This is a genomic window from Sedimentitalea sp. XS_ASV28 (genome assembly GCF_041224545.1).
In the GTDB taxonomy this organism is placed as follows: Bacteria; Pseudomonadota; Alphaproteobacteria; order Rhodobacterales; family Rhodobacteraceae; genus Sedimentitalea.
In genome coordinates this window covers 69,715-93,882 of sequence record NZ_JBGFGP010000177.1, presented here as the reverse complement: position 1 = coordinate 93,882, position 24,168 = coordinate 69,715, and the positions used below count along the sequence as shown (strand labels likewise).

General features: G+C 63.0%; 23 protein-coding genes. 16 read left to right on the top strand and 7 right to left on the bottom strand.

The window, feature by feature from the left end:
- The first annotated feature begins 19 nt into the window (after positions 1-19).
- Entirely contained in the window at positions 20-1,360 is a 1,341-nt protein-coding gene (locus AB9K34_RS23860; protein ID WP_369957255.1) for an 8-oxoguanine deaminase, read from the top strand.
- On the opposite strand, the gene guaD is transcribed toward AB9K34_RS23860, so the two are convergent.
- On the bottom strand, positions 1,357-2,646 hold the full coding sequence (gene guaD / locus AB9K34_RS23855; protein ID WP_369957254.1) for a guanine deaminase: 1,290 nt from the start codon (positions 2,644-2,646) through the stop codon (positions 1,357-1,359). The genes AB9K34_RS23860 and guaD overlap by 4 nt on opposite strands.
- 133 nt (positions 2,647-2,779) lie before the next feature.
- Between guaD and mgtE the strand changes: the two genes are divergently transcribed.
- The 6 genes from mgtE (at position 2,780) to AB9K34_RS23825 (ending at position 8,842) form a co-directional block, all read left to right on the top strand.
- Complete coding sequence (gene mgtE, locus AB9K34_RS23850; protein ID WP_369957252.1) at positions 2,780-4,174, top strand: magnesium transporter; 1,395 nt, start codon at positions 2,780-2,782, stop codon at positions 4,172-4,174.
- Positions 4,171-4,734 carry a 5-formyltetrahydrofolate cyclo-ligase gene (locus AB9K34_RS23845; protein WP_369957250.1) on the top strand — a complete coding sequence of 188 codons (564 nt, stop codon included), beginning with the start codon at positions 4,171-4,173 and terminating at the stop codon, positions 4,732-4,734. Before mgtE ends, AB9K34_RS23845 begins: the two co-directional genes overlap by 4 nt.
- An 83-nt stretch (positions 4,735-4,817) precedes the next feature.
- Positions 4,818-5,237, top strand: coding sequence for a globin domain-containing protein (locus AB9K34_RS23840; protein ID WP_369957248.1), 420 nt, complete (start codon positions 4,818-4,820; stop codon positions 5,235-5,237).
- A gap of 56 nt (positions 5,238-5,293) precedes the next feature.
- On the top strand, positions 5,294-6,106 hold the full coding sequence (locus AB9K34_RS23835) for a TIGR00282 family metallophosphoesterase (protein ID WP_369957246.1): 813 nt from the start codon (positions 5,294-5,296) through the stop codon (positions 6,104-6,106).
- Positions 6,103-7,032, top strand: a complete 930-nt coding sequence (locus AB9K34_RS23830) for a DMT family transporter (RefSeq protein WP_369957245.1) — start codon at positions 6,103-6,105, stop codon at positions 7,030-7,032. Before AB9K34_RS23835 ends, AB9K34_RS23830 begins: the two co-directional genes overlap by 4 nt.
- Positions 7,033-7,063: 31 nt before the next feature.
- On the top strand, positions 7,064-8,842 hold the full coding sequence (locus tag AB9K34_RS23825) for an SLC13 family permease (RefSeq protein WP_369957244.1): 1,779 nt from the start codon (positions 7,064-7,066) through the stop codon (positions 8,840-8,842).
- A 25-nt stretch (positions 8,843-8,867) separates the two neighbouring features.
- On the opposite strand, the gene AB9K34_RS23820 is transcribed toward AB9K34_RS23825, so the two are convergent.
- Together AB9K34_RS23820 and AB9K34_RS23815 are read right to left on the bottom strand one after the other, a co-directional pair.
- Entirely contained in the window at positions 8,868-9,602 is a 735-nt protein-coding gene (locus AB9K34_RS23820; protein WP_369957242.1) for a glutamine amidotransferase, read from the bottom strand.
- 9 nt (positions 9,603-9,611) lie between these two features.
- Entirely contained in the window at positions 9,612-11,390 is a 1,779-nt protein-coding gene (locus tag AB9K34_RS23815; protein ID WP_369957240.1) for an SLC13 family permease, read from the bottom strand.
- 258 nt (positions 11,391-11,648) lie between these two features.
- On the opposite strand from AB9K34_RS23815, the gene AB9K34_RS23810 reads away from it, so the two are divergent.
- Entirely contained in the window at positions 11,649-12,389 is a 741-nt protein-coding gene (locus AB9K34_RS23810) for a YebC/PmpR family DNA-binding transcriptional regulator (protein WP_369957238.1), read from the top strand.
- 3 nt (positions 12,390-12,392) lie between these two features.
- On the opposite strand, the gene AB9K34_RS23805 is transcribed toward AB9K34_RS23810, so the two are convergent.
- Positions 12,393-12,653, bottom strand: coding sequence for a hypothetical protein (locus tag AB9K34_RS23805; RefSeq protein ID WP_369957236.1), 261 nt, complete (start codon positions 12,651-12,653; stop codon positions 12,393-12,395).
- Between the two features lie 173 nt (positions 12,654-12,826).
- Positions 12,827-13,711, bottom strand: a complete 885-nt coding sequence (locus AB9K34_RS23800) for a LysR family transcriptional regulator ArgP (RefSeq protein ID WP_369957234.1) — start codon at positions 13,709-13,711, stop codon at positions 12,827-12,829.
- A gap of 88 nt (positions 13,712-13,799) precedes the next feature.
- Here AB9K34_RS23800 and AB9K34_RS23795 point away from each other — a divergent pair, with 88 nt between their 5' ends.
- The 8 genes from AB9K34_RS23795 (at position 13,800) to AB9K34_RS23760 (ending at position 21,309) form a co-directional block, all read left to right on the top strand.
- Positions 13,800-14,399: a LysE/ArgO family amino acid transporter gene (locus AB9K34_RS23795; protein ID WP_369957232.1), complete on the top strand. Its 600-nt coding sequence runs from the start codon at positions 13,800-13,802 to the stop codon at positions 14,397-14,399.
- A 40-nt stretch (positions 14,400-14,439) separates the two neighbouring features.
- Entirely contained in the window at positions 14,440-15,345 is a 906-nt protein-coding gene (locus AB9K34_RS23790) for a DMT family transporter (RefSeq protein WP_369957230.1), read from the top strand.
- 112 nt (positions 15,346-15,457) lie between these two features.
- Positions 15,458-16,432, top strand: coding sequence for a DUF1036 domain-containing protein (locus AB9K34_RS23785; RefSeq protein WP_369957228.1), 975 nt, complete (start codon positions 15,458-15,460; stop codon positions 16,430-16,432).
- A 77-nt stretch (positions 16,433-16,509) separates the two neighbouring features.
- A complete protein-coding gene (gene betI, locus AB9K34_RS23780; protein ID WP_369957226.1) occupies positions 16,510-17,082 on the top strand; it encodes a transcriptional regulator BetI in 573 nt (190 codons plus the stop codon).
- Positions 17,079-18,587, top strand: a complete 1,509-nt coding sequence (betC, locus tag AB9K34_RS23775) for a choline-sulfatase (protein WP_369957225.1) — start codon at positions 17,079-17,081, stop codon at positions 18,585-18,587. The genes betI and betC overlap by 4 nt, the downstream gene beginning before the upstream one ends.
- Before the next feature lie 4 nt (positions 18,588-18,591).
- On the top strand, positions 18,592-20,250 hold the full coding sequence (gene betA, locus AB9K34_RS23770; protein WP_369957223.1) for a choline dehydrogenase: 1,659 nt from the start codon (positions 18,592-18,594) through the stop codon (positions 20,248-20,250).
- Positions 20,251-20,310: 60 nt separating this feature from the next.
- Positions 20,311-20,964 carry a thermonuclease family protein gene (locus AB9K34_RS23765; protein WP_369957280.1) on the top strand — a complete coding sequence of 218 codons (654 nt, stop codon included), beginning with the start codon at positions 20,311-20,313 and terminating at the stop codon, positions 20,962-20,964.
- 108 nt (positions 20,965-21,072) lie between these two features.
- Positions 21,073-21,309: a YdcH family protein gene (locus tag AB9K34_RS23760; protein WP_369957221.1), complete on the top strand. Its 237-nt coding sequence runs from the start codon at positions 21,073-21,075 to the stop codon at positions 21,307-21,309.
- A 15-nt stretch (positions 21,310-21,324) separates the two neighbouring features.
- Here AB9K34_RS23760 and AB9K34_RS23755 read toward each other — a convergent pair whose 3' ends face one another.
- Positions 21,325-22,725, bottom strand: a complete 1,401-nt coding sequence (locus AB9K34_RS23755) for a short-chain fatty acyl-CoA regulator family protein (RefSeq protein WP_369957219.1) — start codon at positions 22,723-22,725, stop codon at positions 21,325-21,327.
- A gap of 63 nt (positions 22,726-22,788) precedes the next feature.
- Entirely contained in the window at positions 22,789-24,003 is a 1,215-nt protein-coding gene (locus tag AB9K34_RS23750; protein WP_369957217.1) for a multidrug effflux MFS transporter, read from the bottom strand.
- Positions 24,004-24,168 lie beyond the last annotated feature (165 nt).

Here is a 24,168-nt window from a genome sequence, read left to right as displayed (position 1 = left end):
CAGAAGTGTGGAGACGAACATGCCCGAAATCCTGATCCGGAACGCGGATACGGTGCTTACCATGGATGATGCGCGCCGGGAGCTTGCCGGTGCCGATATCCGCATATGCGACGGGCTCATCACCGAGATCGGGCACGGTCTGAAAAGCGACGGCGCGGTGCATGAGGCATCGGGATGTGTGGTGACACCGGGGTTGGTGAACACCCATCATCATCTTTATCAGACCCTGACGCGCGCGGTGCCCCGCGCTCAGGATGCGCTGCTCTTCGGCTGGCTCAAGACGCTGTATCCGATCTGGGCGCGCTTCGGCCCCGAAGAGATGTTCGTTTCGGCGCAGGTCGGGTTGGCCGAACTGGCGCTGTCCGGTTGCACGCTGTCATCGGATCACCTCTATCTCTATCCCAACGGCGCACGGCTCGATGACACGATTGCGGCGGCCTCGGAACTTGGTCTGCGGTTTCACCCGACGCGCGGCGCGATGAGCATCGGCGAGAGCGACGGCGGCCTGCCGCCGGATATGCTGGTCGAAGACGAGGCGGGAATCCTCGAAGATTGCATCCGCGTGATCGATGCCCATCATGACGCGGGCGAGGGGGCAATGTGCCGGGTCGGCATCGCGCCCTGCTCTCCCTTTTCGGTGAGCCGCGATCTGATGCGCAACGCGGCGCTGCTCGCGCGCGACAAGGGGGTGATGCTGCACACCCACCTTGCCGAGAATGACGAGGATATCGCCTATTCCGAAGCCAATTTCGGCTGTCGTCCGGGGCAATATGCCGAGGAACTCGGCTGGATTGGGCCGGATGTCTGGCATGCGCATTGCGTCAAGCTGGACGGTCAGGAAATCGACCTGTTTGCGCGATCGCACACAGGCGTGGCGCATTGTCCCTGTTCCAATTGCCGTCTTGGCAGCGGAATTGCCCCGGTGCGGGCGATGCGGGATGCCGGCGTGCCGGTGGGGATCGGCGTGGATGGGTCGGCAAGCAACGATTCCGGCAACCTCGTTTCCGAGGCCCGGATGGCGATGCTGTTGCAACGCGTCGCAGGCGGAGCCGACGCGATGAGCGCGCGCGAGGCTCTGGAGATCGCCACCCGTGGCGGCGCGGATGTGCTGGGGCGCCACGATTGCGGGCGTCTTGCCGTGGGCAAACGCGCGGATATCGCGATCTGGGACACGAGCGGCGTTGAAAGCGCGGGCAGTTGGGATCCCGCGGCGCTGCTGCTGGCAGGGCCGACGCGGGTGAAATACCTGTTCGTCGAAGGCCGGCAGATCGTCGCCGACGGCCAGATTGCGACACTGGACCTGGGTGCGGCCATCCGGCGTCAGACCGAGCTGGCCCGCCGCATTGGTGCCGAGATTTAGCCGCGTCGGCTCTGACCGCCGATCCAGACATCGTGGATCGCGCGGTCATCGCCCATCATGATGGTCGCGAACAGGGCTTCCCAGATGTCTTCGGCCCGTGCCGTCCGCTGTGCGATGGCGGGGGTCGAGGCAAGGTCGAGCACGATCAGATCCGCCTCCATACCGGGGCGCAGGTTGCCGATCCTGTCCGTCATGTGCAGCGCCCTGGCCGATCCGGCGGTGGCCAGCCACAGAAGCTGCGCCGCGTGCAGCGCCACTCCGCGCAACTGTCCGATCTCGTAGGCGGCGGCCATCGTGCGCAGCATTGAAAAGGACGATCCGCCACCGGTATCCGTGGCAAGCCCGATGGTCTGACCCTCGCGCATCAATCCCATCAGGTCGAACAGGCCCGAGCCGATGAAGGTGTTCGACGTGGGGCAATGGACCACCGCCGCCCCGACTTCGCGCAGGCGGGCGCGCTCGCGCTCTTCCAGGTGGATCGCATGGCCGTAGAGTCCGCGCTCGCCCAGCAGACCATGCGCTTCGTAGGTATCGAGGTAGTCGCGCGCATTGGGAAAGAGGTCGTGCACCCAGGCGATTTCGTCCACCTGCTCGCTCAGGTGGGTCTGCATGAGACAGTCTGGATGTTCGGCCCAGAGCGCGCCCATCGCTTCGAGCTGTTCCGGCGTCGAGGTCGGGGAAAAGCGCGGTGTGATGGCATAGGATATGCGATCGACCCCGTGCCATTTTTCCAGCAGGGCGCGCGATTGATCATAGGCGGTCTGCGCCGTGTCGCGCAGGCCGTCCGGCGCATTGCGGTCCATGCAGGTCTTGCCGGCGATAACACGCTGATTGCGCCGCTGTGCCTCTGCAAAGAAGGCGGAGACGCTTTCGGGGTGGATGGTGGCAAAGCTGCACATGGTCGTGGTGCCGTGCGCGGCGCTCAGGTCGAGATACCGCGCCGCGATTTCTGCGGCATATGCGGCGTCGCCGAACCGCATCTCCTCGGGAAAGGTATAGGTGTTGAGCCAATCGATCAGCCGCTTGCCCCAGCTTGCGATCATCGCGGTCTGCGGGAAATGCACATGGGCGTCGACGAAACCGGCGGTAATGAGCTTGTCCGGATAGGCGACCACGCTTGCGCCGGGGGCCTGCCGTTGCAGGTCGTCAAGGTCGCCGATGGCGTCAATCTGTCCGTCGCGGAGCGCGATGGCCTCGTCCAGCCTTGCCGCATCTGTCGGCGCATCGGCAAAGGGCGAGCCGATGAAAGACAGCACCTGCCCCTTGAGGATCACGGTTCCCTGCATGTCTGGCTCCTGTGGTGTGGCGACACTCGGTCTCTGAGCGTAGCGAAGCGAATTCTTGCCGTAAATCGCGGTATTGTCATTGTTTTCCGATAGCAGCTTCTTCTATCTAGGGGGCAATTGCGGGGGACAGTACATGGTTGATGACGTCGAACAAGACACCGAAGAACAGCTCCGTGACGACTCGGCCTACGAGCTTGATCCACGGGCCGTGGCGGGAATTCTCTATGCGGTAGATACCAACGATCAGGCCAAGCTGATCGAGTTGATGGAGCCGATGCACGCGGCGGACATCGCCGACCTGCTCGAACAGCTCAACGCGTTCGACCGGGGCCGGCTGATCCGGCTCTACGACCGTGAATTTGACGGCGACATCCTGTCGGAACTCGACGAAGGCCTGCGCGAGGACGTGATCTCGATCCTGCATCCCGAGGTTCTGGCCGAAGCGGTGCGCGAACTCGAAAGCGATGATGTCGTCGATCTCATCGAGGATCTGGAGCAGCCACAGCAGGACGCGATTCTGGGCGCGCTTGACGAGACCGACCGGCTCGCCGTCAGGCAGGCGATGTCCTATCCCGAGGGCTCGGCGGGCCGCCTGATGCAGCGCGAGGTCGTGATGGCGCCCGAGCACTGGAATGTCGGGCAGGCGATCGACTACATGCGCAGCAACGACCACATGCCGGAACAGTTCTATCACGTGATCCTGGTCGATCCGCGCATGCGCCCGGTGGGCAACGTGAGTCTTGGCAAGCTGATGGGCGCGCGGCGCGAGACGCCGTTGCTCGATATCACCGAGGACATGTTCACCGTCATCCCGGCGACCCAGGATGAAGAGGACGTGGCCTATGCCTTCAACCAGTACCACCTGATTTCAACGCCGGTGGTGGATGATGACGGGCGCCTGGCGGGCATGATCACGATCGATGATGCGATGGCGGTCCTGGATGAAGAGCATGAGGAAGATATCATGCGCCTTGCCGGGGTCGGTGATGAAAGCTCGCTTTCGGACAGTGTCGGGGAAACCGTCAAGCGTCGCCTTCCCTGGCTCGCCGTGAACCTGCTGACCGCGATTCTCGCGTCGCTGGTGATTGCCCTGTTCGAGGACACGCTGGCGCGCTTTGTCGCACTGGCGGTGCTGATGCCGATTGTCGCGTCAATGGGCGGCAATGCCGGGACACAGTCGCTGACGGTTGCCGTGCGCTCGCTGGCGACGCGCGACCTGACCGGTTCGAACGTCTGGCGGGTGATCCGGCGCGAGGTGCTGGTGGGCCTGCTGAACGGGGTGGTGTTTGCCGTGGTCATGGGCGTTGTCGGCCTGATCTGGTTCGGCTCGGCGCAGATCGGTTACGTCATCGCCGTTGCGATGGTGGTCAACCTGGTGGTCGCCGGGCTGGCGGGCACGGTCATTCCGGTGGCGATGGACAGGATGGGCGTCGACCCGGCGCTGGCCTCGGGCACCTTCGTGACGACGGTAACCGATGTCGTGGGCTTTTTCGTGTTTCTCGGGCTGGCGGGGATCGTCTTGCTATGAGCGATCTGGCCGCCATCAAGACCGCCGCGCGCAAGGCCGCCTTTGCCCGGCGCAAGTCTGCGTTCGATGCGGCGGACGGGGCCGGTGCCGGACGGCTTTCGGAACTGCTCGCCGGGTATCGGGGGGTGCCGCTCGCGGGCTATTTGCCGATCCGCACCGAGATCGATCCGCTTCCTGCGATGGCCGAGGCGGCGGCGCACGGTCCGGTCGGGCTTCCGGTGATCGAGGCCGCTGCGCAACCGTTGCGATTCAGCCGCTGGGAACCGGATACGCCGTTGCGCGACAACGCATTTGGCACGCGGGTGCCGCAAGATGACGATTTCTTTGAACCCGAGATGCTCATCGTGCCGCTGGTTGCCTTTGACGCCAAAGGCGGTCGGCTGGGATATGGGGGCGGGTTCTATGATCGCACGCTCGAACGGTTGCGGTCCCGGCGCGCCACGCTTGCCATCGGCTTTGCCTTTGACGCGCAGGAGGCCGGCTCCTTGCCGCTCGAACCGACCGATCAGCCGCTGGATTTTGTCGTCACGGAAAGCCGTATCCTGACCTTCGGGCGCTGATCCGGGAAAACACGGGGTCAGATCAAATTCGCGCATCCATCGGCGTGATACCCTTTCTGCATCTCGCAGATGGGGTAGATAACATGATATTGTCACGGACCGAACTGGATCTGGTGCGCGCCAGCCTGCAGCGATTGCGCGACGAGTTCACCGATCACCCGCGTTATTTCTATCAGGCACTGTTCCGGCACGCGCCGGAACTGCGCGACATGTTTCGCGAAGACATCGAGGGGCAGGGGATGAAATTCATGACCACGCTGAGCGTTATCCTGTCGCGGCTGAACGATGATGCCAGCAGTGCTCAGCAATACCTTGGGCTGGGCAGGTTGCACGCGTCGCTGGGCGTGGAAGCGGCACATTTCGCACCGATGGGCGACGCCCTGATCGAGACATTGCGCAAGGGGTTGGGCGACGAGCTTACCCCGGAACTCGAAGCGGCCTGGCGCAAGGCCTATGCGCATGTGGCCGACACGATGATCCGCCGGGGCGGAATAGGCGCCTAGCGCCGGACAAGCGCATTGCCCTTGCCCCAGGCGCAAGCGCGGCCTAGGACGATGGCATGAGACTATTGTTTTTGGGCGATGTGATGGGCCGGTCGGGCCGAACCGCAATCAAGGCGCAGCTGCCTCGGCTGCGCGAGGAATGGAAACTGGATTTTGTCGTGGTCAACGGCGAAAACGCCAGTAACGGGATGGGCCTGACGGGGGACCATGCCAGATTTTTGCTGGATGCGGGCGCCGATTGCGTGACGCTCGGAGATCATGCCTTTGACCAGAAGGACATGCTGCAATTCATCGAGACCGAACCGCGTATTGTCCGCCCGCTGAATTTTGCCAGGAATGCGCCCGGCAAGGGCTATCGTCTGTTCACCGCGCCGGGCGGGCGCAAGGTGCTGGTGCTTCAGGTGCTCGGACAGGTCTTTATGAAACGGCCGTTTGACGATCCGTTCTCCGCCGTGGAACCGATCCTGAAATCGCATCCGCGCGGCGGTCTTGCCCATGCGGTGATCGTTGACATGCATTGCGAGGCAACTTCGGAAAAAATGGCGATGGGGCATTATTGCGATGGCCGCGCCAGCCTTGTGGTGGGAACGCATACCCATGTGCCGACCGCAGATGCACAGGTGCTGCCGGGCGGCACCGGATATCTGAGCGATGCGGGAATGTGTGGTGATTACAACTCGGTGATCGGCATGGACAAGGAAGAGCCCCTGCGCCGTTTCATCACCGGGATGCCCAAGGCCCGGTTCAGCCCGGCCAGCGGCGAGGCGACCCTGTCCGGCGTGTTCGTCGAAACCGATGATCGCAGCGGCGCGGCGAAATCCCTGCGCATGATCCGGGTCGGGGGGCGGCTGGAACAGGCTGTCCCGTGACACGACGAGAGCGGATCTTCCTGCTGTTCTTTCTGGCCGTTCTGGGGGCCGGGTGGGGGATCACGCAACCGCTCTCTAAGATCGCGGTCAGCACGGGACACGGGCATTTCGGCCTGATTTTATGGCAACTGGTGATCGGTTCCCTGCTGATGTGTGGCGTGATGATCCTGCGGCGCGAACGCCTGCCGCTCACCGTCCGGGCGCTGCGAACCTATGTGATCATCGCATTGATCGGCACCATCATTCCCAACTCGGCGTCCTATACGGCCATTGCGCATCTGCCCTCGGGGGTCATGTCGATCCTGCTGTCGCTGGTGCCGATGGTGGCATTTCCGATTGCGCTCGGACTGGGGCTGGAACGGTTCTCGTTTCGCCGGTTCGGCGGGCTGCTGCTCGGATTGGCGGGGGTCTGCCTGCTGATCCTGCCCCAGGCCAGCCTGCCGGAACCGGGCCTGATGAGATGGGTCGCGGTGGCGATGATCGCCTCGGCCTGCTATGCGTTCGAGGGCAACTATGTCGCACGGTGGGGTATCGCGGGCATGAACCCGTTTCAGGTGATGCTCGGCGCGTCGCTTGTCGGTGCTGTGCTCAGCCTGCCGCTTGCGCTGACTTCGGGCCAGTTCATTGACCCGCGCGCGCCGTGGGGTGCGGCCGAATGGGCGCTGCTGGCTTCATCTGTCATCCATACGCTGACATACACGGGTTATGTCTGGCTGGTCGGGCGTGCCGGGGCGGTCTTTGCCGTTCAGGCCAGCTATCTCGTTACCGGATTCGGCGTGTTCTGGGCGATGCTGCTTCTGGCAGAGAGCTACTCGCCCTATTTCTGGGCGGCCGCCGCGCTGATGCTGGCCGGTGTGTTTGCGGTTCAGCCCCGCAGGCACGAGCCCCTTGCACCCGGCGCGGCAATGAAGGAAACTGTGCGCTAGCCATTCGCAGCGCCGGGTCCGATCGCACATCATGCAGCTTTTTCAGCTTTCCGACACCGGCAGCGCCGTCCTGACGCTGGTCATCGTTGCGGCGATGTTCATCATGTTCCTGCGCGAGGTTTTTCCGACCGAAGTCGTTGCCATCACCGGGGTCGCCGCGATGCTGGTGACCGGTGTTCTGCCTTATGAGGCGGCGTTGCCGGTGCTTGCCAACCCCGCGCCCTGGACGATCGCGGCGATGTTCATCATCATGGGCGGGCTGGTGCGGACAGGGGCGCTGGATGCCTTCACGACGCTGGCACAGAAACAGGCCAGCGTGAACCCGCGTTTTGCCATCGGCATGTTGCTCGGTTTTGTGGTGCTTGCATCGGCCTTCGTTTCGAACACGCCGGTGGTCGTGGTGATGATTCCGGTGTTCATCCAGCTCGCGCGCACGCTTGATGTCGCCGCCAGCAAATTGTTGATTCCGCTCAGCTATGCTGCGGTGATGGGGGGTACGCTGACGCTCATCGGCACCTCGACCAACCTGCTGGTCGACGGTGTGGCACGGGCGCAGGGGCTTGAACCCTTCAGCATTTTCGAAGTCACCCCGCTGGGGCTGGCCGTTGTGATCTGGGGCATGTTCTATCTGCGCTTTGTCGGGGCCAAGTTGCTGCCCGAACGCGACAGCATGGCGATGATGCTGTCGGACCGGTCGCGCATGAAGTTCTTTACCGAGGCGGTGATCCCGCCCGATAGCAACCTGATCGGACGCGAAGTCACCGGCGTACAATTGTTCAAACGCGAAGGCGTGCGCCTCGTGGACGTTGTGCGCGGGGACGTGTCTTTGCGGCGCAATCTCGACGGGGTCGAATTGCAGGTTGGCGACCGCGTGGTGCTGCGCACGCAGATGACCGAATTGCTGAGCCTGCAGGCCAACAAGGAGCTAAAGCGCGTCGATCAGGTGTCGGCGGTCGAGACCTCGACGGTCGAGGTTCTGATCACGCCCGGTTGCAAGATGGTGGGCCGGACGCTGGGCACGTTGCGACTTCGGCGGCGCTATGGCGTCTATGTCCTGGCGGTGCACCGGCGCAACCAGAATATCGGACGACAGCTTGATGAACTGGTGGTCCGGGTCGGCGATACGCTGCTGCTGGAAGGCGCGCCGGCGGACATCCAGCGGTTGGCGGCGGATATGGAGATGGTTGACGTGTCCAAGCCCTCCGCCCGGGCCTATCGCCGCAATCACGCGCCGATCGCCATTCTCGCGCTTGTGGGGATCGTGGTTCTGGCCGCGCTCGGCGTGGCGCCGATCCTGCTTTTGTCCACCGTTGCGGTTGCCGTCGTGCTGATTACCGGCTGTATCGATTCGGACGAGGCGTTTTCCTTTATCGACGGGCAATTGCTTGCGCTGATCTTTTCCATGCTGGCAATCGGCGCGGCACTGGAAAGTTCGGGCGCGGTCAGCCTCGTGGTCAGCACCATCGCGCCGGTGCTGGAAACCCTGCCGCCATTCCTCGTGGTGTGGGCGATCTACCTTCTGACCTCGATATTGACCGAGCTTGTCTCGAACAACGCGGTGGCCGTGGTCATGACCCCCATTGCCATCGGCCTTGCCAGCGCGATGGGGATCGAACCACGTCCGCTGGTCGTGGCGGTGATGATCGCGGCATCCGCGTCCTTCGCCACACCGATCGGATATCAGACCAACATGCTGGTCTACGGTCCGGGAGGGTACAAGTTCACCGATTTCATGAAGGTCGGCATTCCGCTGAACCTGTCCATCGGTATTCTGGCGTCGGCGCTGATCCCGCTGATCTGGCCGTTGTAGTCAGCGGCCCGGTCGTTTCTCCTGATCACCCGTAGCGTTCTGCAAACCGGCGCAGGATTTCGCCCGGTACGGTCACCTGCGACGCATGGCATTTCTCGATCAGCGCGTCGGCCTGCTCGGGTGGGAAATAGCCGTGATTGCGATAGATTTGGATCCGGCGCTCAAAGCCACGTGCATCGGCCTCCGGATGAAACTGCGTCGCATAGACGTTGTCGCCATGGCGGATCATCTGGAACGGGCAGGGGCCCGACTGGATCAGGTGCACACAGCCCGGTGGCAACGCCTGCACCGCTTCCTTGTGGCCCACCAGAGCCTGGAACCGCGCAGGCAGGCCAGAGGTCAGCGGATCGTCTGCCGCCTGCGGCGTCAGGCTGCAATCGGACGGGCCGACGGCTTCGCCATACCTTGCCTTGCTGACATCGCCGCCCAGGTGATGGGCGAGGATGCCCAGCCCGTAGCAACAGCCCATGAACGGGTGATCCCGCGCGGTGATCTGCGGCATCAGCGCCATGATCTGGGACTCGATCCGCGCGTCCATCTCTGATTTCGCCTCGGGCGCGTCGCTGACGCATCCCGGGCCGCCGCCGACGATGACCCCGGCATAATCGGTCACATCGAGATCCCGGGGCAGCGGTTCGCGATCCAGCCGGATCCGGTGCGCGCGATCCGCGGTCAGATCGCATTTGTCGAGAATGGCCGCGAATTCGTCATCGGCGGCATCGGCTTCGGGCCGCAATTGCAGGATCAGAAAGCGCTTCATTGCCGTCGCCTAGCCTGCAAGCGGCCAGAATACAAGGATCGCGGGGATCGAGACCGAAACGATGATGATCTCCAGCGGCAGGCCCATGCGCCAGTAATCGCCGAACTGATAGCCGCCGGGTCCGAGGATCAGCGTGTTGTTCTTGTGGCCGATGGGCGTGAGAAACGCCGCCGAGGCCGCCACCGCCACGGCCATGAGGAACGGGTCGGGCGACACGTTCAGTGTCTGGGCCATCTGGATCCCCACGGGTGCCGCGACGATTGTCGTCGCGGTGTTGTTGAGGACATCCGACAGCGTCATGGTCACAACCATCAACACCGTCAGCACCATCCATGTGGGCATTCCCGCCGTCAGGTCGGTCAGCGCCCCCGCTATGAGTTCGGTGCCCCCCGATGTCTCCAGCGCCGTGCCAAGCGGTATCATCGACCCCAGCAGCACCACCACCGGCCATTCGATATGGTCGTAAATCTCGCGGATCGGCAGGATACGGGTCAGCACGTATGAGATCACCACAAGCCCGAGTGCGATGGGCAGGTAGAGAAGCCCGAAGCTCGCTGCGGCAACTGCGGCAGCGAACAGCCCGATGGCCAGCCAGACCTTGTCGTTGGCCGTCACGCTCAGCCCCCGTGCAGCGAGCGGCAGACAGCCCAGCCAGTCGGTCACATCCGGACCCTGATCGCGCGGACAGAGCAGCAACAGGATATCGCCGGGCAGGATTTCGGTCTGGCGCACATGGCGGGTGATGCGCGATCCCTGACGGGAAATTCCCATCAGAACGGTGTTGCGCCGCCATGCCAGCCCGACGCCCTGCGCGGTCTTGCCGGTGATGCGCGCATGTTCGGGAACCACCACCTCGATGATCTCGAGCCCCTCGCCCTCGGCCGTGAGCAGTTCCTGCCGCTTGCTGTCGGAAAAGTCGAGTTTCAACGCCGAGCGGAATTCGTCGATCGCCTCGGGGCGCGCCTCCAGGACCAGCGTGTCTCCTGCCGCGAGCAGGGCGTTGGCCGCCCGACCATAGCGTCGCTTGCCGTCCCGGATCAGGCCGATGATGGCCACATCCGATTTCTCGGCGGTTTCATACAGCTCGGCCAGCCGCTTGCCGATATGCTCGGACTCTTCGGGCACGGTAAGTTCCGCGACATAATCCGCAAGGTTCTCCGCGCCGCCCGTGTCATTGTCGCGGTTGGGAATGAGCCGCCAGCCGATCAGCGCGACAAAGGCAAGACCGGCGATTGCCGCGATGCCGCCGACCGGGGCAAAATCGAACATCCGGAACGGCTCGCCCAGCGATTGCTGCCGGATCGACGCGATGATGATGTTGGGCGGCGTCCCGATCAGCGTCACCATCCCGCCAAGAATCGTGGCGAAGGCCAGCGGCATCAGCGACAGCCCCGGATTGCGCCCGGCCTTGCGTGCCGTCTGGATATCGACAGGCATCAGCAGGGCAAGGGCCGCAACATTGTTCATGAAAGCCGAAAGCACCGCGCCGATTGCGCCCATAAGAGCGATATGCGCCCCCAAGGGGCGGCTGCTGTCAACCAGGGTGCGGGTGATCAGGAACACCGCTCCGGACCGCACCAGCCCCGCCGACACGATCAGAACCAGCGCCACCACCATCGTGGCGGGATGGCCAAACCCCGAAAACGCGTCATCCGCGGGCACCACGCCGAGCACCACACCCAGCATCAGCGCCGAGAACGCCACGAGATCATAGCGGAACCGCCCCCAGAGCAGCAGGGCGAACACCCCTGCGAACAGTGTGAACAGGGTAATCTGGTCGGTGGTCATCTGCGCTACTGCCCGAATTCATGGTTTGGCAGAGCCTAGCGCAGGATCGGGCAGACGCAAAGCCGCTCTTGAAGATGCGGCCCTGGTGACCTGCCGACGGCACAGTCCTGTTTGCACCGCGCGCAAGCTGCGGATTGCGACCGTCACGCGGATTGTTGTTTTCCGGGCCGGGCGGTCGTTGGGCGTGTCAGGGATTGAACACGGGCCGCGCTTTCCACTATAGAGCGTCGAAACCGGGGCATCAGCGGGAGTCTTTACATGGCCGGCCATTCCAAATGGGCAAATATTCAGCATCGCAAGGGGCGTCAGGACGCCGCGCGCTCCAAGCTGTTTTCCAAGCTCAGCAAGGAAATTACCGTCGCGGCCAAGATGGGTGATCCGGACCCGGACAAGAACCCGCGCCTGCGTCTGGCGGTCAAGGAAGCCAAGTCGCAATCGGTGCCCAAGGACGTCATCGACCGTGCGATCAAGAAATCGCAGGCGGGCGAGGGCGATGATTACGAGGAAATCCGCTATGAGGGGTATGGCCCCAATGGCGTCGCGGTGATCGTTGAGGCGATGACCGACAATCGCAACCGCACCGCATCGACGGTTCGTTCGACCTTTTCCAAGAATGGCGGCAATCTGGGCGAGACCGGCAGCGTCGGGTTCATGTTCGACCGCAAGGGCGAAGTGACATATCCGGCCGAGGTGGGCGATGCGGATACCGTGATGATGGCGGCGATCGAAGCCGGCGCCGAAGACGTGGAGAGCTCGGAAGACGGCCATGTCATCTGGTGTGCCGATACCGATCTGAACGACGTTGCCACGGCGCTCGAGGCCGAACTGGGCGAGTCCGAAAGCACCAAGCTGGTCTGGCGGCCGACCACCACGACCGAGATGGATCTGGAAGGCATGCAGAAGCTGATGAAGCTGATCGACGCCCTGGAGGACGACGATGATGTTCAGCGCGTCACCAGCAATTTCGAGGCCAGCGACGAGGTCATGGAGCAGCTCTGATCGCTAACCGCTGACGTAGGGCACTTTTTTCGCCTTGGCGGGGCGATAGAAAATCTTCTGATTGTGCAGCCGCCCGAGCAGGTCGTGGATGGCCGTCAGTTCCGCGTCTATCCGTTCGGCGCGCGATGCATCCGTCGTGGCACCCTGAGCGTCTGCCAGTTCAATCCGCTCGCGCGAGACCGCCTGCTTGTGCAAACGCAGGGCGGTTTCGATGCGGTCGATGTCATTCACGGTCAGTTCAAACGTCTTGTTATACCCGGCCATATGTCGATCCTCTGGATGTGCGCGTCACGCTATCTGCAAGCGGCATATAAGCTCCGATTTGCGACATGGCCAGCTTCAAATGGGATCTCGGCGAAAGAATACTGTGGTATGCGGGCCGCCAAGGACATTTTGTTGCGCGCAGTGCGTGCGTGTACTGGAAAAAAATCGGCGAGTCAGGGCTGAACGAGGCCCCGTCTGGCGGCCATTCGGATGGCCCGGATGAGCGGCGCGAGCGGGGACGCCATGATCCGGCTCACCTGAAGCGACAGCGGCACGTCCAGCGGCGCGTCGGCCAACAGGGGGCGCAATCGCTGGTCCGCCAGACGGGCCGCGACGAGGTGATGCGGGTTCATGCCCCAGCCCAGCCCGGCGGTGGCGGCTTCGACAAAGGCGTGGGTCGAGGGCAGGTAGTGTGCAGGCGGCGTGATGGCTTTGCCAAAGACCTGTTCGATCCAGCGGCGCTGCAACATGTCCTTGGCATCGAAGGTCAGGCAGGGCGCACGCGCAAGTCCCGCCAGGTCAACGCGCTCTGGAAACCATCGCTGCATGAAGGCCGGACTCGCGGTCGGCACATAGCGCAGCGCACCCAACGGCCAGGCATCACATCCCGCCGCTGGTTTGCCCTGGGCGGTGATCGCCATGTTCACTTCGCCACGCCGCAGCCACGCGGCGCTGTGATCCTGATCGTCGATCACCAGATCGAACAGGATGTCCGTCACCCCGGACAGCGCGGGAACGAGCCAGGTGGCGAGGCTGTCGGCATTGACCGCGATCCTGAGGCGGGTCGGCCCGGTGCCGCGTTCCAGCGCGAGCTCGCGGCTGACCTGTGTTTCGAGCAGGGTCACGTCCTCGGCATGTTTCACCAGGCGCGCACCGGCGGGCGTTCCGGTACAGGGCGCACCGCGCAAGACAAGCGCAGTGCCGACCCGGTCCTCCAGCGCCTTGATCCTCTGCGAGATCGCGGAAGGGGTGACCCCCAGATCCGACGCCGCCGCGTCAAAACTGCCAAGGCGCAAAACCGCGGTGAGCGCCGCGAGGTGATGAGGGTCGAATTGCATTAGCAGAACTTAATCGGCACCATATTATTTAACTGGATAGATGAAGCGGCCCTGTCTAGTCAAACCGGGACACAAGAAGGGATACATCATGGTATCGACCTATTTTGCCGGTTTTGCCCTGGGCTTCAGCCTCATCCTCGCGATTGGGGCGCAGAACGCCTTTGTGCTTCGTCAGGGCTTGCGCCGCGAGCATGTCTTCTGGATCTGCCTGACATGCTCGGTGTCCGATGCGCTGCTTGTTGCTGCCGGGGTTGCCGGGTTCGGGTCGCTCGCCACCTATGTGCCGTGGTTCGAACCGGTGATGCGCTATGGCGGCGCGGCGTTTCTGATCGTCTATGGCGCCATGAGCCTGCGAAACGCCTGGCGCGGTGGGTCGGCGCTCGTCACCGGGAATGGCGCCACCAGCGGCCTGGCCGCGAGTCTTCTGACGGTGCTGGCCCTGACCTGGCTCAACCCGCATGTGTATCTCGATACCGTGGTGCTCATCGGGTCGATTTCGGCGCAATATGCGGATCGGCTGCAATTCGGCCTTGGCGCTGTCTCGGCAAGTTTCGTGTTCTTTTTCACGCTGGGCTATGGCGCGCGGCTGCTGGCGCCGCTCTTTGCGCGCGCACGCGCGTGGCAGGTGCTGGACGTGATCATCGCGCTCATCATGTGGGCAATTGCCGCCAGGTTGCTTATCATGTGAAGGGTTGTGTCCGGCGCGGATCGGGTGTTGAACATGAGATATGGAACACGCACGGACATCGCGGCCATTGGTTGCCATTCTCTGGATGCTGGTGACGGGGTTGTGCTTTGTCGCCGTCACCGCAATCGTCAAGTATCTTGGGCCGCGGATCCCGCCGGAAGAACAGGCATTTCTGCGCTATTTTCTCGGACTGGTATTTCTGATCCCGATGATCCCGGTGCTGCGCAAGACGCGCTTCACCGGCAGGCTGATGCTGCAATTCACACTGCGTGGCGCGCTTCATTCGATCGGGGTGATGCTGTGGTTCTTTGCCATGACTCAGATTCCCCTGGCCGAGGTCACCGCGATCAATTACCTCTCGCCTATCTATGTGACACTCGGCGCGGCGATGTTCCTTGGCGAAAAACTCGCCATGCGACGGATCGCGGCGGTGGTCACCGCTCTGATCGGTGCGATCATCATTTTGCGGCCCGGATTCCGTGAAATCGAACCCGGCCATCTCGCGATGTTGCTGACGGCGGTGCTGTTTGGCGGTTCCTACCTGTTGGCGAAGGTTACGGCCGACAGGGTGCCGGCGGCGGTTGTCGTCGGAATGCTGTCGATCATGGTCACGATTTTCCTGGCGCCCTTTGCCTATGCGGTCTGGGTGACGCCGACCTGGACCGAGATCGCCATCCTGTTCGGTGTCGCCTGTTTCGCGACTGCGGGGCATTACACGATGACGCTCGCCTTTGCGGCGGCCCCGGTCGCGGTGACACAGCCGGTGACGTTCCTGCAACTGGTCTGGGCGACGGCGCTTGGTGCGCTTGCCTTTAACGAGCCGGTCGATTTCTGGGTCGTTCTGGGCGGCACGATTGTCCTGGGCTCGGTCTGCTTCATCACCTGGCGCGAAGCGGTGCTCAATCGCCGCCAGATCACCCCTGCCGCCCCGGCAACCAAGGTATAGGCACCGGTTCGGGCCGTTTGTTGACGTGTTTGTTTCCAAAAGCGCCCATTGAAGTGTTGAACTGCCTTGCCAAGTCCGAGATACCCTCGACTCCATGGCAGGGAGTAAGCTCATGTTGAGATCCGCACGCATATCCGCATGTCTGGCGCTGACGATCGGCTGTCCGATGGCGGCGTTCGCGGGGCTGGAGGTGTGTAATGACACCGAAATGCTTCAGGCGGTGGCGGTCGCATATCAGGTCGGCGGCGACAAGGTGTCCGAAGGATGGTGGTCGATCAAGCCCGGTACATGCCAGACCCCGCTCGCGCGGGACCTGACCGGTGGTCCGATCTATCTGCATGCCAAGTCGCCTGATCCGCTGCCGGCGCGCACCGGTGCGGAGTTCTGTACCAGTGAATCGCGCTTTACCATCGTGAACAGCGACGATTGTATCGTGCGCGGTCATCAGATCGCATTGTTCCACGCCATTCCCGTCGAGGCCGGGCAGGTGGATGTCAGCGTCAAGCTGTCCCAGCTGCGCGAGGCCGAGGCCAGCAAGGAACTCTCGCGCGATGACGCGGTGTTCCAGTCCTGCCGCCCCTCCAAGGAGGCCGACGCGCTGGTTTGCGCCTTTCACGCCGGCGGCGTGCGGTACGAAGCCGGAGTCGGCACCCCCGCCAAGATCCTGGCATTTCTCAACGAACTTGCGCCGGCGACGCCTCTGACGGTGCGCGGGACGATCACGTTGCAAGACGACATTTCGGCCACCGTGTCCCTGAGCGAGGCGGACACCCGGCCCGAATCGGAGCTTGACGCGGTGTATGCGCGGTTGCAGGGCGAATGGGTTTCCGTGGATGATCCCAACGAACATCTGACGATTTCGGGGGCGGAACGGACGGGAACTTATGACGGGGCGGATACCGGGGTCGATTACCTGTCAATCCAGACCGACTGTGATGAAGAAAGCGGCGCAGGGCCGTATCTGCGCGCCATAGACAGCGCGCATGGCGATGTTTACTGCTACGCGATCGAGACGCTGGGCGAGGACGACCTGTCGTTGTTCTACCTGCCGCGGGGCAATCTGCTGGAATATCAGAGGGTCAAATGACCTTGCCTGTTTTTTATTGATTGACGAGTCAATAAGCGACTTCTAGCTTCGGGCGGTCATCAGCCCGGAGCAGGAATATGCCCAAGATCGGAATGGAACCCGTTCGGCGCGAAGCCTTGGTCAAGGCGACCATCGCCGAAATCGGTATGGCGGGGTCGCTGGATGTGACCGTCAGCCAGATTGCCCGCCGCGCGGGTATGTCCAGTGCGCTGGCGCATCACTATTTCGGCGGCAAGGACCAGATTTTTCTCGCAGCGATGCGTCGCATCCTGTCGGATTTCGGCGCAGAGGTGCGTGGGGAATTACGCGGGGCGGCGCGCGAAGCCCGTGCCGCGGCGGTGATCCGCGCCTGTTTCGCACCGTCCTGTTTCACGCCCCAGACCATCAGCGCCTGGATGACGTTCTACGTGCTGGCCCAGAACAATGCGCAGGCCCTGCGTCTGTGGCAAATCTACCAGTCCCGGATGCGCTCGAACCTCACCCACGCGCTGCGCCCGCTGGTCCGCGATCCGGGGGGTGCTGCGAAAACACTGATTGCACTGATCGACGGGCTTTATATCCGCGCCGCGCTGAATGAGGCGGACACGCCAGAGATGGCCACGGCGCACGCCCTTTCCGTGCTTGAGATACTGAAGGAGCCTCGCTCTTGACACAGCCGAATATCCTGATCCTGATGGTCGATCAGTTGAACGGAACGCTGTTTCCCGACGGGCCGGCCGATTGGCTGCATACGCCGAATCTCAGAAAATTGGCCGAACGCTCGGCGCGCTTTGCAAATGCGTATACCGCCAGCCCGCTTTGCGCGCCCGGGCGGGCCAGCTTCATGTCGGGTCAGTTGCCGCGCCGCACCGGCGTTTACGACAACGCCGCCGAATTCCGCAGTGACATCCCGACCTATGCCCATCATCTGCGCCGCGCGGGGTATTACACCTGCCTGTCAGGCAAGATGCACTTTGTCGGTCCCGACCAGTTGCACGGCTTCGAAGAGCGGCTGACCACCGATATCTATCCCGCCGATTTCGGCTGGACACCGGATTATCGCAAGCCGGGCGAGCGCATCGACTGGTGGTATCACAACATGGGCTCGGTCACGGGCGCGGGCGTGGCCGAAATCAGCAACCAGATGGAATATGACGATGAGGTTGCCCATCACGCGCGGGCCAAGCTCTATGATCTGGCGCGCGGCAAGGATAAGCGCCCCTGGGCGCTCACCGTGAGCTTTACCCACCCGCACGATCCTTATGTTGCACGGCGGAAATACTGGGACCTTTACGAGGATTGCGCACATCTGCTGCCCGAGGTGCCGGCCATGTCCTATGAGGACCATGACGCACATTCCAGGCGCATCTTCGACGCCAATGACTGGCGCAGCTTCGACATCACCGAGGATCATATCAGGCGCGCGCGCCGGGCCTATTTCGCCAATATCTCTTATCTTGACGACAAGATTGGCGACATTCTCAAGGTGCTGGAAGACACGCGGCAAGAGGCCATCGTGGTCTTTGTCTCGGATCACGGCGACATGCTGGGCGAGCGGGGACTGTGGTTCAAGATGTCGTTCTTCGAAGGTTCTTCCCGCGTGCCGTTGATGATATCCGCACCGGGGATGCCGGCGGGGCGGATCGAAACGCCGGTCTCGACGCTTGATGTCACGCCGACCCTGGCGGCGCTGGCGGGGATCGACATGGGCGAGATCGCGCCCTGGACCGACGGCGAGGATCTGACTCCATTGGCGAACGGGGGCGAGCGGAGCAGCCCCGTCGCAATCGAATATGCCGCCGAGGCCAGCAACGCGCCGCTCGTGTCGCTGCGCTATGGCAAGTGGAAATACAACCGCTGCGCCCTCGACCCGGAGCAGCTCTTCGACCTTGAGGCCGATCCGGCAGAATTGACCAATCTTGCCGCCGATCCGGCGCATCAGGGCACGCTCAGCAGTCTGCGCGCCAAATCCGAGGCCCGCTGGGACCTGGATGCCTATGATGCCGAGGTGCGGGCCAGCCAGGCCCGGCGATGGGTCGTCTACGAGGCATTGCGTCAGGGCGGGTATTATCCGTGGGATTTTCAGCCGCTGCAAAAGGCATCGGAACGCTATATGCGCAATCACATGGATCTGAATGTCCTTGAGGAAAACCAGCGATTTCCGAGGGTAGAATAGGGGCATGGAAGCGGATTTCGTGATTGTCGGCGCAGGCAGCGCCGGATGCGCCATGGCCTATCGCCTGTCCGAGGCCGGTGCGTCGGTCATCGTGATCGAATACGGGGGAAGCGACGCAGGGCCGTTCATACAGATGCCCGCCGCGCTCAGCTATCCGATGAACATGTCGCGTTATGACTGGGGCTATGAATCCGAGCCGGAACCGCACCTGAACAACCGGCGGCTGGCCTGTCCGCGTGGCAAGGTGATCGGTGGCTCGTCCAGCATCAACGGCATGGTCTATGTGCGCGGCCATGCGATGGATTTCGACCATTGGGCAGAGGCCGGGGCCGACGGCTGGAGCTTTGCCGATGTGCTGCCCTATTTCCGGCGCATGGAATCCTGGCATGATGGCGGGCATGGCGGCGACCCGGTATGGCGGGGGCACGACGGACCGCTGCACGTCACGCGGGGACCGCGCGACAACCCGCTGCATGCCGCTTTCGTGACTGCGGGGGAACAGGCGGGATACCAGCTGACAGACGACTATAACGGTCAGAAGCAGGAGGGCTTTGGCCCGATGGAGCAGACCGTCTGGAACGGTCGGCGCTGGTCTGCGGCCAATGCCTATCTGCGCCCCGCGCTGCGGCGCGACACCTGCACGCTGGTGCGGGGGTTGGCCCGCAAGGTTGTGATCGAAGACGGTCGCGCCCGCGGCGTCGAGATCACGCGCGGCGCGCGCACCGAAGTGATCCGCGCGCGGCGCGATGTGGTATTGGCCGCGTCGGCGATCAATTCGCCCAAGCTGCTGATGCTCTCGGGGATTGGCGCGGCAAACCATCTGGCGGAGCACGGGATCACACCGGTTGCCGACCGGCCCGGAGTGGGGGCGAACCTTCAGGACCATCTGGAAATGTATATCCAGATGGCCGCCAGCCAGCCGGTCACGCTCTACAAGCATTGGAACCTTGTCAGCAAGGCGCTGATCGGTGCCCGGTGGCTATTCTCCAAGACCGGGCTCGGGGCGTCCAACCAGTTCGAGAGCGCCGCGTTCATCCGCAGCCGGGCGGGGGTGCCCTATCCGGATATCCAGTATCACTTCCTGCCGATGGCGGTGCGTTATGATGGGCAGGCCGCAGCAGAGGGGCATGGCTTTCAGGCCCATGTCGGGCCGATGCGCTCGGCCAGTCGCGGCGCGGTGACGCTGCGCAGCGCCGATCCCGACGAGGCGCCCGCGATCCGGTTCAACTACATGTCCCACGAGCGGGATTGGGAAGACTTCCGCACCTGTATCCGGCTGACCCGCGAGATCTTTGCCCAACCCGCCTTTGCGCCCTTCGTGCGACATGAAATCCAGCCCGGAGCGGAGCTGCAAAGCGACGCGGAACTGAATGCGGCGATCGCCGAACATGCGGAAAGCGCCTATCATCCCTGCGGCACCTGCCGCATGGGGCGTGCGGATGATCCGGACGCGGTGGTCGATCCTTCGGGCCGGGTGATCGGGGTGGAGGGGCTGCGCGTGGCCGATAGCAGCATCTTTCCGCGCATCACCAACGGCAACCTGAACGCGCCGTCCATCATGGTCGGGGAAAAGATGTCCGATCACCTGCTTGGGCGCGCGCCGTTGCCTCCGGCAAATGACGTGCCGTGGCAGCATCCCGCCTGGCAGGTCACGCAACGCTGAAGGCGGATCTGCGCGCGAATGCCGATTGCAGAGCCCGGCGCGCCTGCCTATGTAAACCGGATGTTAAGGACTTGTGCCATTTTTGTTCTTTGCCTGATCCCGCATCTGGCCGTGGCGGATCCGAGTGGGCGTATTCGCGTGATCGACGGCGACACCTGGGATGTCGGCGGCGAGCGCGTGCGGCTGTTCGCGATCGACGCGCCGGAAGCGGACCAGACGTGCCAGACCCCAGAGGGCGCTGTCTGGCGCTGTGGTCAGTGGGTCTCGCAACAGGTCAAGGCGCGCTATGATGGCAGGCAGGCCCGTTGCACCACCATCGACACGGATCGCTACGGTCGCGCCGTCGCCCGGTGCACGGTTGGCGGCAGGGATGTGGGGCGCGCTCTGGTGTCGGATGGGCTGGCTTTTGCCTATCGAAAATACGCGATGGATTACGATCTGGATGAGAAGGCTGCGGTGGTAAACGACCGCGGCCTGCATGGCAGCCGGTTCCAGAGTCCGGCGCAGTTCCGCGCCGCCCGGCGCAGCGCGGTTCAACCGTCGCGGCAGGATTGCCCGATCAAGGGCAACGTGTCGTCCAAGGGTGTGAAAATCTACCACCTTCCCGGGCAGGAGCATTACGACAAAACCCGGATAAACACGGCCAAGGGCGAGCGTTGGTTCTGCAGCGAAGCCGAGGCGCGGCAAGCGGGTTGGCGGCGCTCGCGGCGTTGATTTGTGTCGCAGGCAACCCATATTCGAGAACGGGTTAGATCCGGGTCAAGGTGACCGGTTGATTGCCAGCGATAGCCTGTGGCGAAACACGAGAGATGGAGAGCAAGAATGTCTCATACCCCGCATGAGTTGCACGAGGAATTTCCGGACAAGGCGGACCGGATACAGGCGCTGAAACAGTCCGACGCGCATTTTGCCCGGCTGGCCGATGAATATCACGAAATCAACCGTGCGGTGCATCGCGCCGAAACCAATGTCGAGCCGATGGAAGAGTTGGCGGAGGTCGATCTGCGCAAGCGGCGCGCCCTGCTCAAGGATCAGATCTGGGGGATTCTTTCGGCGTAATATGACGGCGGGGCATCAACTGACCTGATAGGGCAGGACGCCCCGCTCGTTTTCGTTGATCGTAAGCTGCCGCTCCAGCGGTGGCACCGAGCGCTGATGACATCCCTTGCGCTCGCAGATGCGGCAGGAAATGCCGATAGGCTCAAAACTGCCGGTATCGGATACGTCAAGCCCGTCGGCATAGATCAGCGCGTCGGCGTGCCTGACTTCGCAGCCGAGCGCAATCGCATAGCGGCGCACCGGCGCACCAAAACTGCCGCCGGGCTTGGACACGTCGCGCGCCAGCAGGATATACCCGACACCGTCCGGCGTTTCGGCCAACTGGCGCAGGAAACGTCCGGGGGTTTCAAAGGCCTGGTGCACGTTCCACAGCGGGCAGGCCCCGCCGAACCGCGCGAATTGCAGCCGCGTCGCGCTGTGGCGCTTGGTGATCGTGCCGGCCTGATCGACCCGGACAAAGAAAAAGGGCAGCCCCTTCGCGCCCGGTCGCTGCATCGTTGACAGCCGATGTGCCACCTGCTCGATCGAGGCTCCGAATTGCAGGCTCAGCCGTTCGAGATCGTGGCGACAGTCCTGCGCAGCGGCGAGGAAGGCGCGATAGGGCATCAGCGCCGCGCCGGCGAAATAGTTGGCCAACCCGATCTTGGCGATCGAGCGCGCCGCGTCGGTCTGAAACCGGGCAAGGTCGAGCGTGGCCTCCAGCAGCTTGTCCTGCGTCAGCAATGCGAATTGCAGCAACATCTGAAAGACCTGCGTCTGAGGTGTCGCGCGCGATGACAGTCGCAGCACCTTTCGCTCGGGGTCGAACTGGCGCAGGGGGTCCATGTCGACAAAGGCCACCACGACGCCGCGCGCCGTCAACTGGGCGGTGGCGGCGGCGCGAATGTCTTGCGGCGGTGTGGCGGTTCCGGCAAAATTCTCGGCGGCGCGGTCCACCGCGTCGATATAGTTGTCGCAATAGTGAAAGAAATCCCGCACTTCGTCCCAGGGGCTTGTCTGGGTGCGCGCGTCCTCGCGTCCGAGGGCTTCATCGAGCGAGGCCAGACGCTCGTGGGTCTGCCGATAGCTGCGATGCAGGTCGATGAAGGCGCGGGCAAGGGCCGGGGCGTTGGAGGCGGTCAGGCGCAGATCGGCCATCGGGGGCATGGCGTCTGCAAAGACCGGATCGGCGAGCGCCTCGCGCATGTCGCTGACCAGCCGCTCGCTGTCACCGGTGGACAGTTCGGTCACATCCATGCCGAATTCCTGCGCCAGGGCGAGCACGACCGTGGTGCTGACCGGCCGGTTGTTGTTTTCCATCTGGTTCAGGTAGGGCAGCGAAACGCCGAGCTTGGCGGCGAAGTCCTTTTGCGTCAGCCCGAGGCGTGTGCGCATTTCGCGCAGTTTGGCTCCGGCATAGAGTTTCTGGGTCGCCATGGCGTGCCTTTGCAAAAATCAGGGCAAGCGCACGCTAACTTTGCAAATTGGCCCGTGCAAGGGTCAGAAGCCCAGTTTCCTCTGTCGCGAGATGACAAGAACGATCGACAGAATACTGAGAACGGCGGTGATCAGCATGATCCAGAGCAGCGGGAACGCCCCGCTTTCCGGGGTCAGCAATGCGCCGGCCAGCGCACTGAGTGCCGCGCCCCCCGCCAGCATGATCGATCCGCCCAGGCCCGAGGCCGTGCCCGCCAGGTGTGGCCGCACCGAGAGCATCCCGGCGGTTGCGTTGGGCATGCAGAGCCCGTTGCCCAGACCGACAAAGGCCATCAGCCCGAAAAAGGTGTAATGCGAATCCAGGCCCAGATAGGTGACCGCCAGCGACAACGAAATGCCGATCAGGCACAGGATGCAGCCCCAGAGGATCATCGCGTTGATGCCCACGCGGGTCGAGAAACGTCCGGTCAGGAAGTTGCCGAGAAAATAACCCACGGCAGGCGCACCGAAATAAAAGCCCAGTGTCGAGGGTTCCAGCCCGTAAATCTCGCTGCCGATGAAGGGCGCGCCGCCCAGATAGGCAAAGAACGCGCCCGATGACAGCGCCATCGCCAGCGAATAGCCCCAGAAGCGCGGGCTGCGCAGAAGCTCGGGATATTCGCCGAATTGCTGCGCGAGGGTCAGTCCGCTCTTGCCGCCTGTTTCGCCCATGTCGGAGCGGATCAGCAGGAACATCAATGCTCCGAGCGCGAACAGAAGCCAGAAATTGGCCTTCCATCCGAACAATTCGCCCACCACGCCGCCGATCACCGGGCCGATCATCGGCACGATTGCCATGCCCATGGTGACATAGCCGATCATGCTGGCCGCCTTGTCCTGCGGATACATGTCACGCACCACGGCACGGCCCAGCACCATGCAGACCGCGATGACCGCCTGACCCATCCGGAAGATCAGAAAAACCTCGGCGGAGGGGGCAAAGATGCAGCCAAGCGTGGCCAGCAGGAACAGTACGATGCCGTACAGCGTGACCGGTCGTCGGCCAAGCTTGTCGGCCAGCGGCCCGATGAAAAGCTGCAGAACCGCGCTGGTTCCCAGATACAGGGCCACGGAGAGTTGGAGAACCCGGTAATCCGCCTGAAAATAGGCGGCCATGTCGGGCAGGCTGGGCAGGAAGATATTCATCGCCAGCGCCGAAAGACCCGTCATCAGGATCAGCGTCCCGATATGCGGTGGCGTGTCTCGGTCGAGAAATCTTATGTTGGGCGCATCGTGCATGAGACTCAGACCTATAAGCGCAAGTTCTCCTGACTGCCACGAGTTTCAACTGTTAATTAGCAGTTTTGCATTTATCTTCCGGTTTGCGGCTAATGATTTGCAAATATGCGGATTAGGCCTTTGGTTGCGTCGCGCGGTTCTGTAGTGTCCGGCAAAATCTGCAAG